This window comes from Dactylosporangium sp. NPDC050588, from assembly GCF_040654975.1.
GTDB classification, from domain to species: Bacteria; Actinomycetota; Actinomycetes; order Mycobacteriales; family Micromonosporaceae; genus Dactylosporangium; species Dactylosporangium maewongense.
Window position 1 is genome coordinate 115,148 of the sequence record NZ_JBFAJA010000002.1, and the last position, 16,786, is coordinate 131,933.

At 71.2% G+C, this 16,786-nt stretch carries 12 protein-coding genes; 5 read left to right on the forward strand and 7 right to left on the reverse strand.

The features are described from left to right. Positions 1-3: 3 nt before the first annotated feature. The 7 genes from AB0I21_RS01740 to AB0I21_RS01770 all read right to left on the reverse strand — a co-directional run bounded on the left by AB0I21_RS01740 (position 4) and on the right by AB0I21_RS01770 (position 9,336). Positions 4-2,439 carry a glycosyl transferase gene (locus AB0I21_RS01740; RefSeq protein WP_360558282.1) on the reverse strand — a complete coding sequence of 812 codons (2,436 nt, stop codon included), beginning with the start codon at positions 2,437-2,439 and terminating at the stop codon, positions 4-6. 38 nt (positions 2,440-2,477) lie between these two features. Further along, positions 2,478-3,494: a LacI family DNA-binding transcriptional regulator gene (locus tag AB0I21_RS01745; RefSeq protein ID WP_360558445.1), complete on the reverse strand. Its 1,017-nt coding sequence runs from the start codon at positions 3,492-3,494 to the stop codon at positions 2,478-2,480. Positions 3,495-3,510: 16 nt separating this feature from the next. After that, a complete protein-coding gene (locus AB0I21_RS01750) occupies positions 3,511-4,914 on the reverse strand; it encodes a GH1 family beta-glucosidase (protein WP_360558284.1) in 1,404 nt (467 codons plus the stop codon). After that, positions 4,911-5,792, reverse strand: coding sequence for a carbohydrate ABC transporter permease (locus AB0I21_RS01755; protein ID WP_360558447.1), 882 nt, complete (start codon positions 5,790-5,792; stop codon positions 4,911-4,913). Before AB0I21_RS01755 ends, AB0I21_RS01750 begins: the two co-directional genes overlap by 4 nt. Positions 5,793-5,990: 198 nt before the next feature. Next, positions 5,991-6,977, reverse strand: a complete 987-nt coding sequence (locus AB0I21_RS01760; protein WP_360558286.1) for a sugar ABC transporter permease — start codon at positions 6,975-6,977, stop codon at positions 5,991-5,993. Between the two features lie 87 nt (positions 6,978-7,064). After that, entirely contained in the window at positions 7,065-8,309 is a 1,245-nt protein-coding gene (locus tag AB0I21_RS01765; RefSeq protein WP_360558287.1) for an extracellular solute-binding protein, read from the reverse strand. A 481-nt stretch (positions 8,310-8,790) separates the two neighbouring features. Continuing rightward, the gene (locus tag AB0I21_RS01770) at positions 8,791-9,336 is read right to left on the reverse strand and encodes a plasmid pRiA4b ORF-3 family protein (RefSeq protein ID WP_360558288.1); all 546 of its coding nucleotides are present in this window, start codon (positions 9,334-9,336) and stop codon (positions 8,791-8,793) included. A 177-nt stretch (positions 9,337-9,513) separates the two neighbouring features. On the opposite strand from AB0I21_RS01770, the gene AB0I21_RS01775 reads away from it, so the two are divergent. The 5 genes from AB0I21_RS01775 to AB0I21_RS01795 all read left to right on the forward strand — a co-directional run bounded on the left by AB0I21_RS01775 (position 9,514) and on the right by AB0I21_RS01795 (position 16,785). After that, a complete protein-coding gene (locus tag AB0I21_RS01775; RefSeq protein WP_360558289.1) occupies positions 9,514-10,230 on the forward strand; it encodes a pyrimidine reductase family protein in 717 nt (238 codons plus the stop codon). Positions 10,231-10,430: 200 nt separating this feature from the next. Beyond that, positions 10,431-12,194, forward strand: coding sequence for an ATP-binding protein (locus AB0I21_RS01780; protein ID WP_360558291.1), 1,764 nt, complete (start codon positions 10,431-10,433; stop codon positions 12,192-12,194). Positions 12,195-12,216: 22 nt separating this feature from the next. Then, positions 12,217-13,368, forward strand: a complete 1,152-nt coding sequence (locus AB0I21_RS01785; protein WP_360558293.1) for an exonuclease SbcCD subunit D C-terminal domain-containing protein — start codon at positions 12,217-12,219, stop codon at positions 13,366-13,368. Position 13,369: 1 nt separating this feature from the next. Continuing rightward, the gene (locus AB0I21_RS01790; protein WP_360558295.1) at positions 13,370-15,847 is read left to right on the forward strand and encodes an SMC family ATPase; all 2,478 of its coding nucleotides are present in this window, start codon (positions 13,370-13,372) and stop codon (positions 15,845-15,847) included. Next, complete coding sequence (locus tag AB0I21_RS01795; protein WP_360558297.1) at positions 15,844-16,785, forward strand: hypothetical protein; 942 nt, start codon at positions 15,844-15,846, stop codon at positions 16,783-16,785. The genes AB0I21_RS01790 and AB0I21_RS01795 overlap by 4 nt, the downstream gene beginning before the upstream one ends. Position 16,786: the final 1 nt, after the last annotated feature.

Sequence of the window (16,786 nt, forward strand, 5' to 3'; positions counted from 1 at the left end):
GATCTACGACAAATGCGCCTCGACCTGCACCGAGCTGCCGGCCGGGGCGACCGGCAGGACACCGCCGTCGACGGGCACGCCGTCGACGGTGAGCGAGCACGAGGTCGCCGCGACGCCGGGCTCCTTGTGGACGGTGATGGTGTACGTCGCGCCGCGGAAGCGCCGTACCGCCGAGAAACCGGACCAGGACGAGGGGATGACCGGCGCGATCCGCAGGCCGGACAGCTCCGGCCGGATGCCCAGGATCCACTGCGTCACGGCCGCGTAGTTCCACGCGGCGGTCCCGGTCAGCCAGGAGTTCTTCGCCTCGCCGTGGGTGGGCGCGTCGCGGCCGGCGATCATCTGCGCGTACACGTACGGCTCGCAGCGGTGCAGGTCGCCGATCTCCTCGCGGGCCGACGGGTTGATCCGCTTGTAGTAGTCGAACGCGCCGTCGCCGTTGCCGACCATCGCCTCGGCGATCATGAGCCACGGGTTCGTGTGGCAGAAGATCCCGGCGTTCTCCTTGTACCCCGGTGGGTAGGAGGAGATCTCGCCGAGCTCGATGCGGTACGACGAGAACGCCGGCTGCTGCAGCACGATGCCGTGCGGGGTGGCGAGCCGCTCGCGGACGCTGGCCAGGGCGCGCACGGCGGTGCCGTCGTCCAGGCCGACGCCACCCATGATGCACATGCCCTGCGGCTCGATGAAGATCTGCCCCTCGTCGTTGGAGGCGGAGCCGATGACGTTGCCGTGGAAGTCGTACGCGCGGCGGAACCACGCGCCGTCCCAGCCGTGCTCGGCGATCGAGCCGGTCATCTTCTCCGCGGCGGTCAGGTAGGCCGCCGGATCGTCGTCCTTGTGCACAGCCAGCTCGGCGAGCGAGCGGGCGGCGAGGACGAACTGGCCGGCGATGAACACCGACTCCGCCACGCCGCCGGTGGCGTTCTCCGTGGTCTGGAACGGCTCGCCGGGCGTGTCGGAGAAGCAGTTGAGGTTGAGGCAGTCGTTCCAGTCGGCCCGGCCGATCAGCGGGAGGCCGTGCGGCCCGAGGCGTTCGGTGGTGTACCGGAGCGACAGCTTGAGGTGCTCGTACAGCGACTGCTCGCTGCCGGGCGCGTTGTCGAACGGCACGGGCTCGTCGAGGATGCTCCAGTCGCCGCTCTCCTTGATGTACGCGGAGACGCCGAGGATGAGCCACAGCGGGTCGTCGTTGAAGCCGGACCCGATGTCGTTGTTCCCGCGCTTCGTCAGCGGCTGGTACTGGTGGTACGCGCCACCGGTCGGCAGCTGCGTGGCGGCGATGTCGAGGATCCGCTCGCGGGCCCGCTCCGGGATCATGTGGACGAAGCCGAGCAGGTCCTGGTTCGAGTCGCGGAAGCCCATCCCGCGGCCGATCCCCGACTCGTACAGCGACGTCGACCGGCTCATGTTGAACGTGACCATGTTCTGGTACGCGTTCCAGATGTTCACCATGCGGTCGGTGTCGGCGTCGGGGGTCTGCACGCGCAGCCCGCCGAGCAGCTCCTCCCAGCGCGCGGCGAGCGCGGCGAGGCCGGCGTCGACGGTCTCCTGGGCCAGCCAGGTGGCGACCTTCGCCTGCGCGCCGGCCTTGTTGATGGTCTGCGAGCCCGGCGGGTCGAACTTCGCGTCGCGGGGGTTCTCCCAGTACCCGAGGACGAAGCCGATCTCGCGGGTCTCCCCCGGTTCGAGGGTGAGCTTCACGTGGTGCGACCCGTGCGGCTGCCAGCCGTGGGCGATCGAGTCGCCGGACTCGCCGCGCTCGACGGCGAGGGGCCGGTCCCAGGAACGGTAGGGGCCGAGGAACGCCTCCCGGGACGTGTCGAAGCCGGCGAGCGGCTCGCTGCACGCGAAGTAGGCGAAGTGGTCGCGGCGCTCCCGGTACTCCGTCTTGTGGTAGATGACGCCGTCGACGACCTCGACCTGGCCGGTGTTGAAGTTGCGCTGATAGTTGGTGGCGTCGTCCTGCGCGTCCCACAGGCAGAACTCGATCGACGAGAACGCCGACAGCGACACGGCCGTGTCCCGCTCGTTCGTGACCTTGAGCCGCCACACCTCGAGGGTCTCGCCGAGCGGCACGAAGTAGAGCGTCTCGGCCTTGATACCGCGGTACCGGGAGGCGACCCGCGTGTAGGACAGCCCGTGCCGGCACTCGTAGTCGTCGAGCTCGGTCTGCGTCGGCTGCCAGGTGGGCGACCAGAACTCGGCTTCGTCGCGCAGGTAGATGTAGCGGCCGCCGAGGTCCATCGGCGCGTTGTTGTACCGGTAGCGGGTCAGCCGGCGCAGCCGGGCGTCGCGGTAGAACGAGTAGCCGCCGGCGGTGTTGGAGATGATGCCGAAGTACGCCTCGGTGCCGAGGTAGTTGATCCAGGGCAGCGGGGTGTCTGGTCGGTCGATGACGTACTCGCGGCGTTCGTCGTCGAAGTGGCCGAAGCGCACGGTGTGCCTCCTGCTGGGGGGATAGAGACTGCGCTGCTTCAGGCGGACTCGCGGACCACGAGGTGCGTGTCGAGCACAGTCGAGTGGGCCGGCCCGCCGGCGATGCGGGCCAGCAGGAGCCTGGCCATCTCGCGCCCCATGCCCTCCACCGACTGGTGCACGGTGGTGAGCGGCGGCTGGGTCTGCCGGGCCACGGCGGAGTCCTCGAACCCGACCACGGCCACGTCGGCGGGCACCCGCCGGCCCAGCTCACGCAGGGCGCGGATGGCGCCGGCGGCCATCAGGTCGGAGGCGGCGAAGACGGCGTCGAGTCCGGGGTTGAGATGGATGAGGCGGTGCATCGCGTCGGCCCCGCTCGCCTCGCTGAAGTCGCCGTACGCGATGAGTCGCTGATCGTGCGGGAGGGACGCCAGGCGCAGCGCCTCCCGGTAACCGCGAAGGCGGGCGATGCCCACCGCCATGTCCTGCGGGCCGGCGATCACCGCGATGCAGTGGCGACCGAGGCCGATCAGGTGCTCGACGGCGGTGCGAGCGCCGCCCTCGTTGTCGTTGTCCACGTAGGCGACCTCGTTGTCGCCCCCGCCCGCCTGCTCGATCTCGAGCATGTGCGCCGGCCGCCCGCCGAGGACGGTCGGCAGCCCCCGCTTGCCGAGCAGCGCCGGGAGCGGGTCGTCGTCGTGCAGGGAGAGCAGCAGCACCCCGTCCACGTGCTGGTCGGACAGGTGCCGCTCGACCATGAGCCGCTGCGACGGCGACTGCGCCATCGCGAGCCACAGCTGCAGGGACGTGTCGGCCAGGACGTTGCTGACGCCACGGACGATGCCGGCGAAGAACGGCTCGCCGAAGACCCGCTCCTCCGACTCGGACACCACGAGGGCGACCGAGTCGGTGCGGCGGGTGACGAGGGCGCGGGCGGCCCGGTTGGGCACGTACCCGAGCTCTTCGACGGCGCGGGCGACAGCGGCGCGGGCCTCCGGGCTGACCTGCGGCGAGCCGTTGATCACCCGGGAGACCGTGCCGCGCCCGACGCCGGCGCGCGCGGCCACCTCGTCCAGCGTCGGGCGGCGCACGTTACTCGCCGAGGCCGTTGTGCTTGATGACCTCGCGGAACCGGTGGCCGCTGGCCTTGACCGTCCGCTGCTGCGTGTCGTAGTCGACCCGGATCATGCCGAAGCGCTTGGTGTAGCCCCACGCCCATTCGAAGTTGTCCAGCAGCGACCAGGCGAAGTAGCCGCTCAGCGGGGCGCCGGCGGCGATCGCGTCGTGGCAGGCCCGGAAGTGCGCGTCGAAGTAGGCGACCCGGTCGGTGTCCTCCACCGTGCCCTCGTCGGTGACGGTGTCGACGTACGCGGCGCCGTTCTCCGTGATGTACAGCGGGACCGCCGGGTAGTCGCGGGCGACGCGGGTCAGCGTCTCGGTGAGGCCCGGGGCGTCGACCTCCCAGTCCATGTCGGTGACGGGGACGCCGGGGCGCTTGAGGAACCGGACGGTCTCGCTGCCGGGCCACGACGTCGGCGCCCGCCAGTAGGGCTCGGCGGGGACGTCGGGGTCCTCGCCGGCCACCACGTGGCGGCTGTAGTAGTTGATGCCCAGCAGGTCCAGCGGCTGCGCGATCTGCTTGTGGTCGCCGTCGCGGACGAAGCCGAAGTCGCTGATCCCCCGCAGGTCGGCCACGACGTCCGCCGGGTACGAGCCGAGCAGCACCGGGTCGAGGAAGATCCGGTTGGCGAGCCCGTCGATGCGCCGGGCGGCGTCGAGGTCCCCGGGCTTCGTCTCGTCGGCCGCGGAGATCGCGTACAGGTTGAGCGTGATGCCCAGCTGCGCGGTGGGATCCGCGGCCCTGATCGACTCGATCGCCTGGCCGTGGCCGAGGAGCAGGTGGTGCATGGCGGCCAGGGCGTCGGGCGCGTGCTGGCGGCCCGGCGCGTGGACGCCCGACGCGTAGCCGAGGAACGCCGAGCACCACGGCTCGTTGAACGTCGTCCAGTGGCGGACCCGGTCGCCGAGCGCGCCGTGCACGAGCGTGGCGTAGTCGGCGAACCGGGCCGCGGTGTCGCGGGCGGGCCAGCCGCCCGCGTCTTCCAGCTCCTGGGGCAGGTCCCAGTGGTACAGCGTCACCCAGGGGGTGATGTCGTGCGACAGCAGCTCGTCGACGAGCCGCCGGTAGAAGTCCAGGCCCTTGGCGTTGGCCGGCCCCGACCCGCCCGGCTGGACACGCGGCCACGCGACGGAGAACCGGTAGGCGTTGATGCCCAGGTCCTTCATCAGCCCCACGTCCTCGCGGAAGCGGTGGTAATGATCGCAGGCCACGTCGCCGGTGTCCCCGCCCAGTGTCTTGCCCGGGGTGTGGCTGAACGTGTCCCAGATCGAGGGGGTGCGGCCGTCCTCCTGGGCGGCCCCCTCGATCTGGTACGACGCGGTCGCCGCACCCCACACGAAACCGGGTGGGAACGTCAGCGGGTCGATGCTGGTCACGCCTTGACCGAACCTTCCATGATGCCGCCGATGATCTGACGGCCGAATGCGATGAACACCAGGAGCAGCGGCACGATCGCAAGAGCTGTCCCGGTAAAGACTTGCACGTAGTCGGTCTTGTAATAACCGGTGGCGAGAATGTTCAGTGAAACTTGCACGGTCGGGGTGTCGCCGTTGAGCACGACGTAGGGCCAGAGGAAGTCGTTCCAGGTCTCCATGAACGTGAGCAGGCCCAGCACGGCCGCCGCCGGACGCAGCGCGGGCAGCACGACCGACCAGTACGTCCGCCAGGTGGAGGCGCCGTCGACGCGGGCGGCCTCGATGAGCTCGTCGCTGATCGCGGACTCCGCGTACTGCCGGATCATGAACACGCCGAAGCCCTTGACCAGGAACGGCACGATGACCGCCTGGAGGGTGTTCGTCCAGTCGAACTTCACCATGAGCAGGTACAGCGGAATGATGTTGACCTGGGTCGGGATCATCATCGTGAGGATGATGATCAGCAGCAGGGCGTTCTTCCCGCGGAACTTCAGCTTCGCGAAGGCGAAGCCGGCGAGCGTGGAGAAGAACACCACTGACAAGGTTACACACGACGACACGATGGCCGAGTTGATCAGGCCGTAGACGAAGTTGGCGTCGGTGTTGGCCAGCACCCGCGAGGCGTTGTCGAAGAAGTTCGGGCCGGGCGTGAGCGGCGGCGGGATGTCGGTGACGGCGCTGTTGTCGCGCGACGCCACGATGAAGGACCACAGGATCGGGAAGATCGACAGCACGATCGTGATGATCAGCGCGAGGTACGTCAGCGGGCTGGCGTCCCACAGCGCCGACGAGGCGCTGCGGACCCGGCCCTTCTTCCCCGGCGGCGGCGTGCCCGGCATGCTCCTAGGCCGAGTCATAGTCGTGCTCATGCCGCCACCTCCGCTGCGCTCCGGCGTCGGCCTGAGCCAAACCTGACACATGATGAGCGGCCCGAGCCGCTTCGCTGGCCGCTCATGCCACCACCTCCGCTGCGCTCCGGCGTCGGCCTGAGCCAAACCTGACACATGATGAGCGGCCCGAGCCGCTTCGCTGGCCGCTCATGAGGTCTGCCCCTTGACGGATCGGCGCACCAGAGCGAAGTTGATCAGTGCGAAGATCAGGATGATCACGAACAGCAGCCAGGAGATCGCGGCGCCGCGGCCCACGTTGTAGTTGTTCGTGAACGTGGTCTCGTAGATGTACATCGCGACGGTCTGGAACTCGTTGAGCGAGCCACCCTGGATGCGGCCGTAGTTGAACAGCAGCGGCTCGGTGAACAGCTGCATGCCGCCGATCGTCGAGATGATCACGGTGAAGAGGATCGTCGGCTGGATGAGCGGCACGGTGATCCGCCAGAACCGGCGGGCCGCGGACGCGCCGTCCAGCGACGCCGACTCGTACAGCTCCTTCGGGATCGCCTGCATCGCCGCCAGGTAGATGAGGGCGTTGTAGCCGGTCCAGCGCCAGTCGACCATGAACGCGATCGCGGTCCACGACGACCAGCGGCTGTTGCGCCACTCGACGGGCTGCAGGCCGACGGCGTCCAGAAGCCAGTTCGCCAAGCCGTAGCGGTCGGCGAAGATGAGGCCGAAGACGATGCCGACGGCGGCGACCGAGGTGATGTTGGGGATGAGGACACCCATGCGGATCGCGGTGCGGGCCCGCATCTTCTTGTTGAGCCAGCTCGCGATGAGCAGCGCGAAGATGAGCTGCGGCACGGTCGCGACGATGAACAGGCCGAACGTGTTGAAGATGACGATCCAGAAGTGCTCGTCCCAGAGGACCTTGCGGTAGTTCTCGAGCCCGACGAAGCCCGCGTCGCCACCCGTCAGGGTGTTCTTCCGGGTCGACAGGATGGCGGTGTAGACCAGCGGGTACGCGCCGAACACCGCGAAGAGGACGAAGAACGGCGCGACGAACAGGTACGGCGACAGTCGCAGGTCGAGCCGCCCGACCCGCACGGAGCGCCGCGACGCTGGTTTCGGTGGCCCGGCGGGGGCGCGCCCGTGGCGAGGTCCGGTGACCTCGCCGACGTTGGTAGCCATGGGGGGTGGATCCCTTCCGATCAACGGGCTATGTGGAGGACGGAGGCGGCGTCAGGTTCGACGCCGCCTCCGCCGTCAACGCATCGGTCAGCCTTCGGCGAGTGCCTTGCTGTCCTTGATGGCCTTGTCCCAGCCCGCCTGGGCGCTCAGCTTGCCCTGCTCGGCGGCCTGCATGGCCGGCTCGAACCCGTTCTCCCACAGCGCCTGGTGCTTCGGGCCGAGGTAGATCGGCTTGAGCTCCTTGGCGGCGGCGGCGTAGATCTTGCCGACGGGCGCGTTGTTGAAGTAGTCGTTCTTCGCCTCGGTGATCTTCGGGTCGTCGAGCGCGGCGATCGACGAGGGCAGCGGGCCCGCCTCGGCGAACGCGTCCAGGCCACCCTGCTTGCCGGTGATGAACTTGATCAGCTCGAAGGCCTGCTTCTTGTGCTTGCTCTGCTCCGGGACCGCGAGGTAGGAGCCGCCCCAGTTGCCACCCTTACCGGGGATGGTCGCGATGTCCCATTTGTTCTTGCCGGCGTCGCCGGCGCGCTCCTTGATGACACCCGTGTACCACGGCGGGCACGGAACGGTCGCGAACGCGGCGTTCTTGAACGCGGCGTCCCAGTCCGCCTGCCAGCGGGCGAGCTTGGCGGTCAGGCCCTTGGCGGCCATGTCCATGCCCAGGTCGTAGGCGTCCTTGACGGCCTTGTTGGTGTCACCGATGTACTTGTCGCTCTTGTCGTAGAACCAGCTGTCGGCGTTCTGCATGATGTACGGCTGCATGACGCTCGTCGCCGAGTCGGTCCAGGCGGCGCCGGTGTTCTTCGACTTGAAGATCTCGCCCTGCTTGACGTACTCCTGCCAGGTCGGCCACAGCTTGCTGACCGCGTCGCGGTCAACCGGCAGGCCGGCCTTCTGGAAGAGATCGGTGCGGTAGCACATGGCGAGCGGGCCGACGTCGGTGCCGAGGCCGACGAGCTTCTTGCCGTCCGCGGTGAAGGCGTTCTTCCACTTGAAGGACAGGTAGTCCTTCTCCAGCGACGCCGCGCCCAGGTCCAGCAGGTTGGCGAAGCCCTTGTTGTCCTTCAGGTACTGCAGCAGCATGCCCTCTTCGAGCATGACCACGTCACTCGCGCCGCTGCCGGCGGAGATCCACTGGGCGAGCTTCGGAGCGAAGTCCTTGGTCTGGCCTTCGTTCTTCACGTCGACCTTGATGTTCGGGTTGGCGGCCTCGAAGTCCTTGACCGCCTGGTTGAAGCCGGGCGTGCCGAAGTAGGACAGCGAGATGGTGACCGGGCCCGTGCCGTCGGCGCTGGGCTCGTCGTCCTTCTTCGCACTGCACGCGGTGGTCATACCGAGGGTAAGACCCACGGCGAGCGTGGCCGCGGCGATCGAACGCAGACGGCGTGAGGTGACGCTCATCCTGACCCCTCTCTCAGGTCGTGATGGGTGTGTGGTGGGGGTGTGATGCATCGACGGCGGACCCGGGTGTGAAGTCCGTCGTTCGGGTGTCGCGGGGTATGGCGGGTCGAGCATTTGAGTGGCCCCGTGGCCGCGGGGTGTGTCACCGGCCACAGCCACGGGAGCGCTCCCATGAGACTGGCGCCTCGTCTGCCACGTGTCAATGGGGCAATGGGAGCGTTCCCATTTCGTTACCGCAAGATTTCGACGAGCGGTTTTGTCCGCCTTTACCGCGACATGGCCGCTTCCAGCGCGGCAATCTCAGCGACGGATGTCAATCCAGGCACGAGGACGCGCGCCATCGACAGCTGTCGTCGCACGACAGTTCCTGAAAGCGTCATGGATCGATGTAATCGATCGACGGTCGTCGGGCTTACGTCATGCGGCGCAGGAGCGTGCTCACCCGGGCGGGATCGAAGGACGTCGGGTCGAAGGAGCGGCCGAGCCACTCGCGCATCGCGGCGTGGTCCGGGTGGTCCGGGTCGGCCAGGACGGCGACCAGATCGCGGTAGCCGTCGGGCCCGCCTACGTCGTCGGGTGGGCAGCCGCGCTCGCCGGCGGTGCACACCGGGTAGGCCGTGTCCGGATCGGCGGGGAACACGTCCTCGACCGCCAGGTCGTGCTCCCACCAGTCGCCGAAGTCGTAGGTGTACCGCAGGCGGGCGTCCTTCTGCGCGACCGCGTCCAGGCGGGTGTCGAGCTCGTCCCGGACGTCGAGCAGGCCGTCGGGGTCGGGCACCCCGTACTGCACGCCGTCGATGTCGAAGACGTGCAGGTGACGGTCGCCCCAGCCCATCGCGAACTGCACGACACGGTGGACACGGTCGAGGGTGAAGCCGCCCGGGATGAGGACCCGTCGCCACACGGTGGGCTCGACGCCGTCGAGCGTGATGCGGAGTTGGATGATCGCGCGCGCCATGGTGCAGTCATTGTTGACCGAGGCGGTGTGGCGGCGCACCCTGAAGTGGTGATCTGTCCTGCGTGTCGGGAGAAACGGCACGCCGACTGCCCCGGCGGCAACCGGTGCGACTGCCAGCACCGCGAGCCGGCGCCCACCCCTCCCGTGACGGGCGCGCCGGGGCCCTAAGGTTGGCTGGTGCAGCAGCTGTACCCGCATCCGGGAGACGTCGACCAGGCAACACTCGTCGACCTGTACGCGCCGCCGCCGGAGCCCTCCGTGCGGGTGAACTTCGTGGCGAGCCTCGACGGCGCGGGGACGCTCGACGGCAGGTCGGCGGGCCTGTCGGGGCCGGAGGACAAGCGGGTCTTCGGGATCCTGCGGATGCGCTGCGACGCGCTGCTCGTCGGCGCCGGCACGGTCCGCGACGAGGGCTACCGCGCGCTGCGCCTGGACGAGCAGCGGCGGCGGTGGCGCCTGGAGCACGGGCTGAGCGAGTACCCGACCCTGGTCATCGTCTCCGGCCGGGCGGACCTCGACCCCGCGCAGCCCGCCCTCGCCGACGCGCCGGTCCGGCCGGTCGTCGTCACGCGGAACGGGACGGACACCACCCACCTCGAGCCGGTGGCGGACGTCATCCGGGCGGGTGACCACCACGTCGACCTGGCCACGGCGATCGGACGCCTCCGCGCGGACGGCCACGCCCAGATCCTCAGCGAGGGCGGGCCGCGACTGTTCGGGTCGCTCACCGCGGCCGGCCTCGTCGACGAGCTGTGCCTGACGGTGTCGCCGTTGCTCGCCGGCCCCGGAGCGGGCAGGATCACCGCCGGACCTCTGGCACCGACGCCCGAGCACCTCACGCTGCGTCACGCCTTGCTGGCCGATGGTCAGCTGCTGCTGCGGTACGGGCGCTGAACCGAATCCACACCGCTGTCCACAGACCTGTGGACAAGTGTCCCCAACCTGTGGACGCGCGACCGTCTTATGCGTGTTTTGCGGCGATTTGGCCGTATGAACGAACGTGAACGCATCCACAGGTGGGCGTGGTGGCTTCGATCCTCCGGTGGTCTTGGGGCACGATGCACAGGCGAACACATGTACTGGGGGTCGACCGGATGGACGTTACGGACGAGACGAAGGACGGGCCGGTCGTCGGCCGGGTCCTCGGCACCGCCGACGCGACCCCGCTCACGTTCTGGGTCGCCGTGAACGACGACGCCTACCTCCAGCTCGACGACGTCGTCGTCACCGAGCGTGAGCTCCCCGGCCAGCCGTCGGTGAAGATCGCCGGCGTGGTGACCGCGGTCAGGGCCCGGCACGAGGGCGTCGTGTTCGACTCCGACGTGTTCCTCGTCGCCGACGGCACACTGCCGGCGACGGTGCAGGAGGCGGCCGAGATCACCACGACCCGCGTCGATCCCGAGGTGTACGTCCCGCCGACTCCCGGCGCCGTCGTGCACCGCGCGCAGGGCGACGCGCGGGCCGGCGCCCTCTACTTCGACCGGATGGACCGCACGATCCCGATGGGCTTCGGCCGGGACGGCGCCGCGATGTTCCTCAACGCGGACTTCCTCGACGGCAGCCGCGGCGCCCACGTGTCGATCTCCGGCATCTCCGGGGTGGCGACGAAGACGAGCTTCGCCACGTTCCTGCTCTACTCGGTGTTCCGGTCCGGCGTCCTGGGCGGCGCCGGCGAGACCGCCAACACCCGCGCGCTCATCTTCAACGTCAAGGGCGAGGACCTGCTGTTCCTCGACCACCCCAACAGCCGCCTCGACGCGGCGACGGAGGCCAACTACGCGCGGCTCGGGCTGGTCGCCGGCCCGTTCCCCGACGTGCGGGTCTACGCGCCGCCAAGGGCCGGCGACGCCTCCGGCACGCCGGACGTCAGCAGCCGGCTGACCGGGGTCGACAGCTTCTACTGGACGCTGCAGGAGTTCTGCACCGACCGCCTGCTGCCGTACGTGTTCGCCGACGCGGACGACGAGCGCCAGCAGTACACGATGGTGGTCCACTCGGTCACGGCGCACCTGGCGCGCATCGCGCAGCCCGCGGAGGGCGGCGTCGCCGTCGACGGCACCCGCCTCAACTCGTACGCCGACCTCGTCGACTACCTGGTGGAGCAGCTCAACGACGACGCGACCCGCGGGCAGTGGGCGGGCAGCGCGGTCGGGCTCGGCACGGTCAACGCGTTCGCCCGCCGGCTGATCGGCAGCAAGAAGGACCTGTCCCGGCTGATCCGAGGTGACCTCGCCACCCGCCGCCCGCACGCGGTCAACACCGCCGAGAGCGCCCAGGTGACCGTGGTCGACCTGCACAACCTGCCGGACCGGGCGCAGCGCTTCGTGGTCGGCGTGACGCTGCGCAGCGAGTTCGAGCGCAAGGAGAAGGCGGGCACGGCGAAGCCGCTGCTGTTCGTGGTGCTCGACGAGCTCAACAAGTACGCGCCGCGGGAGGGCACCAGCCCGATCAAGGAGGTGCTGCTCGACATCGCCGAGCGCGGGCGGTCCCTGGGCGTCGTGCTGATCGGCGCGCAGCAGACGGCGAGCGAGGTCGAGCGGCGCATCGTGGCCAACTCCGCGATCCGGGTCGTAGGCCGGCTCGACCCCGCGGAGGCGTCCCGGCCCGAGTACGGGTTCCTGCCCCCGGCCCAGCGCCAGCGGGCCCTGCTCGCCAAGCCCGGCACCATGTTCGTGTCGCAGCCGGAGATCCCGGTGCCGCTGTGCATCGAGTTCCCGTTCCCGTCGTGGGCGACCCGGCCCGCGGAGGCGGGCGCCGCGCCGAGTGCGACGCTGCGCTCGATCGCCCAGGCCAACGACTCGTTCGCGGTCGTCGCGCGGGTCGGCGGCGGCATCACCGACGACGAGATCCCCTTCTAGTCACTGCGAAAGGACTGCACCGGTGCGGATCCTGCACACCTCGGACTGGCACGTCGGCAAGGTCCTCAAAGGACAGTCGCGGGCCAACGACCACATCGCGGCCCTCAAGGCACTCGTCGACGTGGCCGAGGCCGAGCAGCCCGACCTGGTGATCGTCGCCGGGGACCTGTACGACTCGGCGAGCCCGCCCGCCGACGCCACGAAGATCGTCACGCGGGGGCTGTCGGCGCTACGCAAGACGGGCGCGGACGTCGTCGTCATCGGCGGCAACCACGACAACGGCCAGGCCCTCGACGCGCTCCGGCCGTGGGCGGACGCGGCCGGCATCACCATCCGCGGCGCCCTCACGAAGCCCGAGGAGCTGCTGCTTCCGGGGCGGACGCGGGACGGCGAGGAGTGGCGGCTCGCCGCGCTGCCGTTCGTGTCCCAGCGGTACGCGCTGCGGGCGGCGGAGATGTTCGACCTCAGCGCGGCGGAGAGCGCGCAGAGCTACGCGCACCACATCGGCGGCCTGCTCGCCACCCTCGCCAAGGGGTTCGGGCGCGACACCGTCAACCTGATCACCGGGCACCTCACGGTCATCGGCGCGACGATGGGCGGCGGCGAGCGCGAGGCGCACACCATCATGGGCTACGCCGTGCCCGCGTCGGTCTTCCCGTCCTCGGCGCACTACGTCGCGCTCGGCCACCTGCACCGGGCGCAGGCCGTCAACGGGCCCTGCCCGATCCGCTACTGCGGCAGCCCGCTGCCGATCGACTTCGGCGAGGAGGAGAACTTCTCCGCCGTCGCGGTCGTCGACGTGACCACCAGCACCGCGGCGCGGGTCCGCGAGGTGCCCCTGCCGGTCGCGACCCCGCTGCGGACGGTCCGTGGCACGCTCGCCCAGCTGGCCACCCTGGACACCGGTGAGGCGTGGCTGCGGGTGTACGTGTCGGAGCAGCCCCGGGCGGGACTCCGCGAGGAGGTCCAGGAGCTGCTGCCGAAGGCCCTGGAGGTGCGCATCGACCCGAAGCTGCTGCCCGACCCGAAGGCCGCCGAGCGGGCCGCGGCGCGCGCCGGCCGGTCCGCGGGCGAGCTGTTCGCCGACTACCTCGGCCAGAAGGGCCACGCGGACGACGCCACGGTCAAGCTGTTCCACCAGCTGCACGACGAAGTCCAGGAGGCGAGGAACTGACATGCGGCCCATTCGCTTGGACCTGGACGGGTTCACCGTCTTCCGGCGGCCGACGACCGTCGACTTCACCGACACGGACTTCTTCGCGCTCGTCGGGCCGACCGGCTCCGGCAAGTCGACGATCCTCGACGCGATCACGTTCGCGCTCTACGGCACCGTCCCACGCTGGGGCGACCGGCGCGCGATCGCCAACGCGCTCGCCCCGTCGGCGACCGAGGCGAGGGTGCGGTTCGTGTTCGAGTCCGCGGGCGTGCGCTACGTCCTCGCCCGGGTCGTGCGCCGCGACGGCAAGGGCGCGGTCAGCACCAAGCACGCCGGCCTGGAGGCGCTCCCGCACGGCTTCGACCTGTCGCGCTTCGACAGTGGGCTCAGCGCCGAGGACATGGGCACCGTGCTCGCCGGCACGCCCATGGAGGTCGACCTGGCGGTGCAGAGCGTGATCGGCCTGCCCTACGAGCAGTTCACCAAGTGCGTGGTGCTGCCGCAGGGCGAGTTCGCGGCGTTCCTGCACGCCAAGCCGGCCGAACGGCAGAAGATCCTCGTCAATCTGCTGGGTCTCGACGTGTACGGGCAGATCCGCGAGCGCGCGAACCTGCGCGGCAGCGCCGCCGACGCGAAGCTGAAGGTCCTCGGCGAACAGCTCAGCGGCATGTCCGACGTGGACGACGCGGCCCTCGCCGCGGCGGTCGCGCGGGCGGAGACGCTCCGGGCGCTCGCCGGTGACGTCGACCGGATCGGGCCGCAGCTGGCCGACGCGGCGAAGCTCGCCGTCGCCGCCGCGGCCACGCTCACCGACCTGGACGCCGACATCGACCGGCTGACCCGGCTGCGGGTGCCGGCCGACGCGGGCACCCTGGCGGCGGGCGCGGCGCAGGCCCGCGCCGCGGTCACGGCCGCCGCCGACGCGGTCCGCACCGTGGAGGAGCGGGAGGAGAAGCTGCGCGGCGAGCTGCAGGGCGCCGGCGACCAGACCGCGCTGCGGCGGCTCCTCGACGCGCACGCCGAGCGCGACCGGCTCGCCGGCGAGGCCGCCACCGTCCACGCGACCGTCGCGGCGGCCGAGCAGGAGCACGGGAAGGCCGCCGCCGCGCTGGGGGTGGCTCGTACCAAGGCCGCCGACGCGATGGGAGCGCTGGAGGCGGCCAGGGAGGCCTACCAGACCGCGGTCGCCGTCGACCGGGCCACCGCGCTGCGGCCGCACCTGCGGGTCGGCGACGAGTGCCCGGTGTGCACCCAGACCGTGCGGACACTGCCGGAGACGCCGCTCGAGCCGGCGGTCGCGGCGGCCAAGGCGGCCGGCGACGCGGCCCGCAAGCGCAGCGACGCCGCCGAACGGGTCGTCGCCGACCAGGACAAGATCGTGCGCGACCTCGACCGGGGGCTCGCCGCGGCGCGGGCGCACGCCGAGCAGGTCGACGCCCGGATGTCCGCACTGGACCGGGCGCTGGACGGCGCGCCTGCGCCCGACGCCCTGCGCCGCGACCTCGACACCATCGCGAAGCTCCACAGTGGGCTGGAGAAGGCCGGCGCCGAGGTCCGCAAGGCACGCGAGGCGCACCGCAGGGCCGCCGGCGCCGCCGACCGGGCCGAGGACCAGCTGCGCGCGGCGTGGAAGGCGTTCGACGCGGCCCGCGACGCGCTCGCCGCGTTCGGCCCGCCGCCCGCGGACCGCGACGACCTCGCCGACGCGTGGGCGGCGCTGACCGGCTGGGCCGGCACCGCCGCCGGCGAGCGGCAGGCCCGCCGCCCCGCGGCGGCCGAGGCGGTCCAGGACGCCGAGGCGCGGGTCACCGCGGTCCGCCACGAGCTGCGGGCACGCTTCGCCGACGCGGGGCTGCCCGCGCCCGGCGCCGACCCGGCCCGCGAGGCCGCCGTCGCCGTGGAGCGGGCCGAGGCGGCGCACCGGCGGATCGAGGAGCGGCGCGCCGAGGCCGCCAGGCTGACCGCGCAGCGCGACGAGGTCGCGCGGGAGGCGCAGGTCGCGAAGGCCCTCGCCCAGCACCTGCGGGCCGACCGCTTCGAGCGGTGGCTGCTCGCCGAGGCCCTCGACACGCTCGTCGACGGCGCGTCGCGGACGCTGCGGGAGCTGTCCGGCGGGCAGTACGACCTCGGCCACGAGAAGGGCGAGTTCTACGTCGTCGACCACCACGACGCCGGCCTGCGGCGAGCGGTGCGGACACTGTCCGGCGGCGAGACGTTCCAGGCGTCCCTCGCCCTCGCGCTCGCCCTCTCGGAGCAGCTGGCCGGCCTGTCCACGGCGTCGGCGAGCCTCGAGTCGATCGTCCTCGACGAAGGCTTCGGCACCCTCGACCAGTCCACATTGGACACCGTCGCGGCGACCCTGGAGGCCCTCGCCGCACGCGGCGACCGGATGGTCGGCGTCGTCACGCACGTCGGCGCGCTCGCCGAGCGCATCCCCGTCAGGTTCGAGGTGCGCAGGGACGCGCGCACCGCCCGGGTGGAGCGGGTCGGGCTGTGAAGTTTCACGTCGACGCGTGGGACCCGTCATACGGGGTGGCGTTCGAGGCCGCCGCCGCGGACGGTCCGCAGGCGCAGAGCAGCGCGCAGATCCAGCCCGACGTCGAGCTGCCCGCCCAGGCCTGGCGGGGCGTCGACGCGCCCGCCGGGCTGCGGCCGCCCGGCACCGTCCTCGTCGTCGACGGCGTCCAGCGCATCGACGCGCGGGTCTGGGCCACCGGCGACGACGGCGTCACGTACCCCGGCGTCGCCGCCTCCTACGCGGCCGGCGTCGTGCGCTGCGACCTCGACCGGGGCGCCGCCGCGATCGCCACGACCCGCATCGAGCGCGGCCTGTTCACCCCGTTCGAGCTGGCCCCGCCCCTGGTCGCCGGCGCCGTCCGCTACCCGGCGATCCGGGTCTCCCGGGGCGAGCCGAAGGACCTGGCGCTGGGCGTACAGCGGCACATGCGGGCACTGGAGGTCGGCGTGTCCGGCGAGGAGCGCGACGACGGCGACCTGCTCATCGTCGACGGCCCGCTGCAGGAGCGCGCGCACCTGCCCCGCGCCCTGGGCTACATCAAGACCCACCGCGTCGAGTACCTGCCGGCGGACCTGACCGCCGTCGTCACCGGGCTGCGCGGCGGCCAGCGCTCCCCCGTGTTCCTCCTCGGCACCTCGTGGCACCGGTTCGCCTGGTACCTCCGGCTGCCGGGGCCGGAAGGGTCACCGTGGGCGGGCATCGTGCGGGCCGAGTGCTCCGCCGACCTGCTCCCCGCCGACGCGATCGCCCTCGCGCACCTGTCGGCGGTCACGCTGCCCCGCTTCGCCTCCAGCGCCTACAAGGACCCGCGGGCCCCGCAGAACCTCATCCCGATCGCGGGCCTGGAGCGTAAGCTGCGCGCCATGCTCGGCGACGCCCGCCTCCTGCACCGCGCCCTCGCCAAGGCCGCCCGGTGAG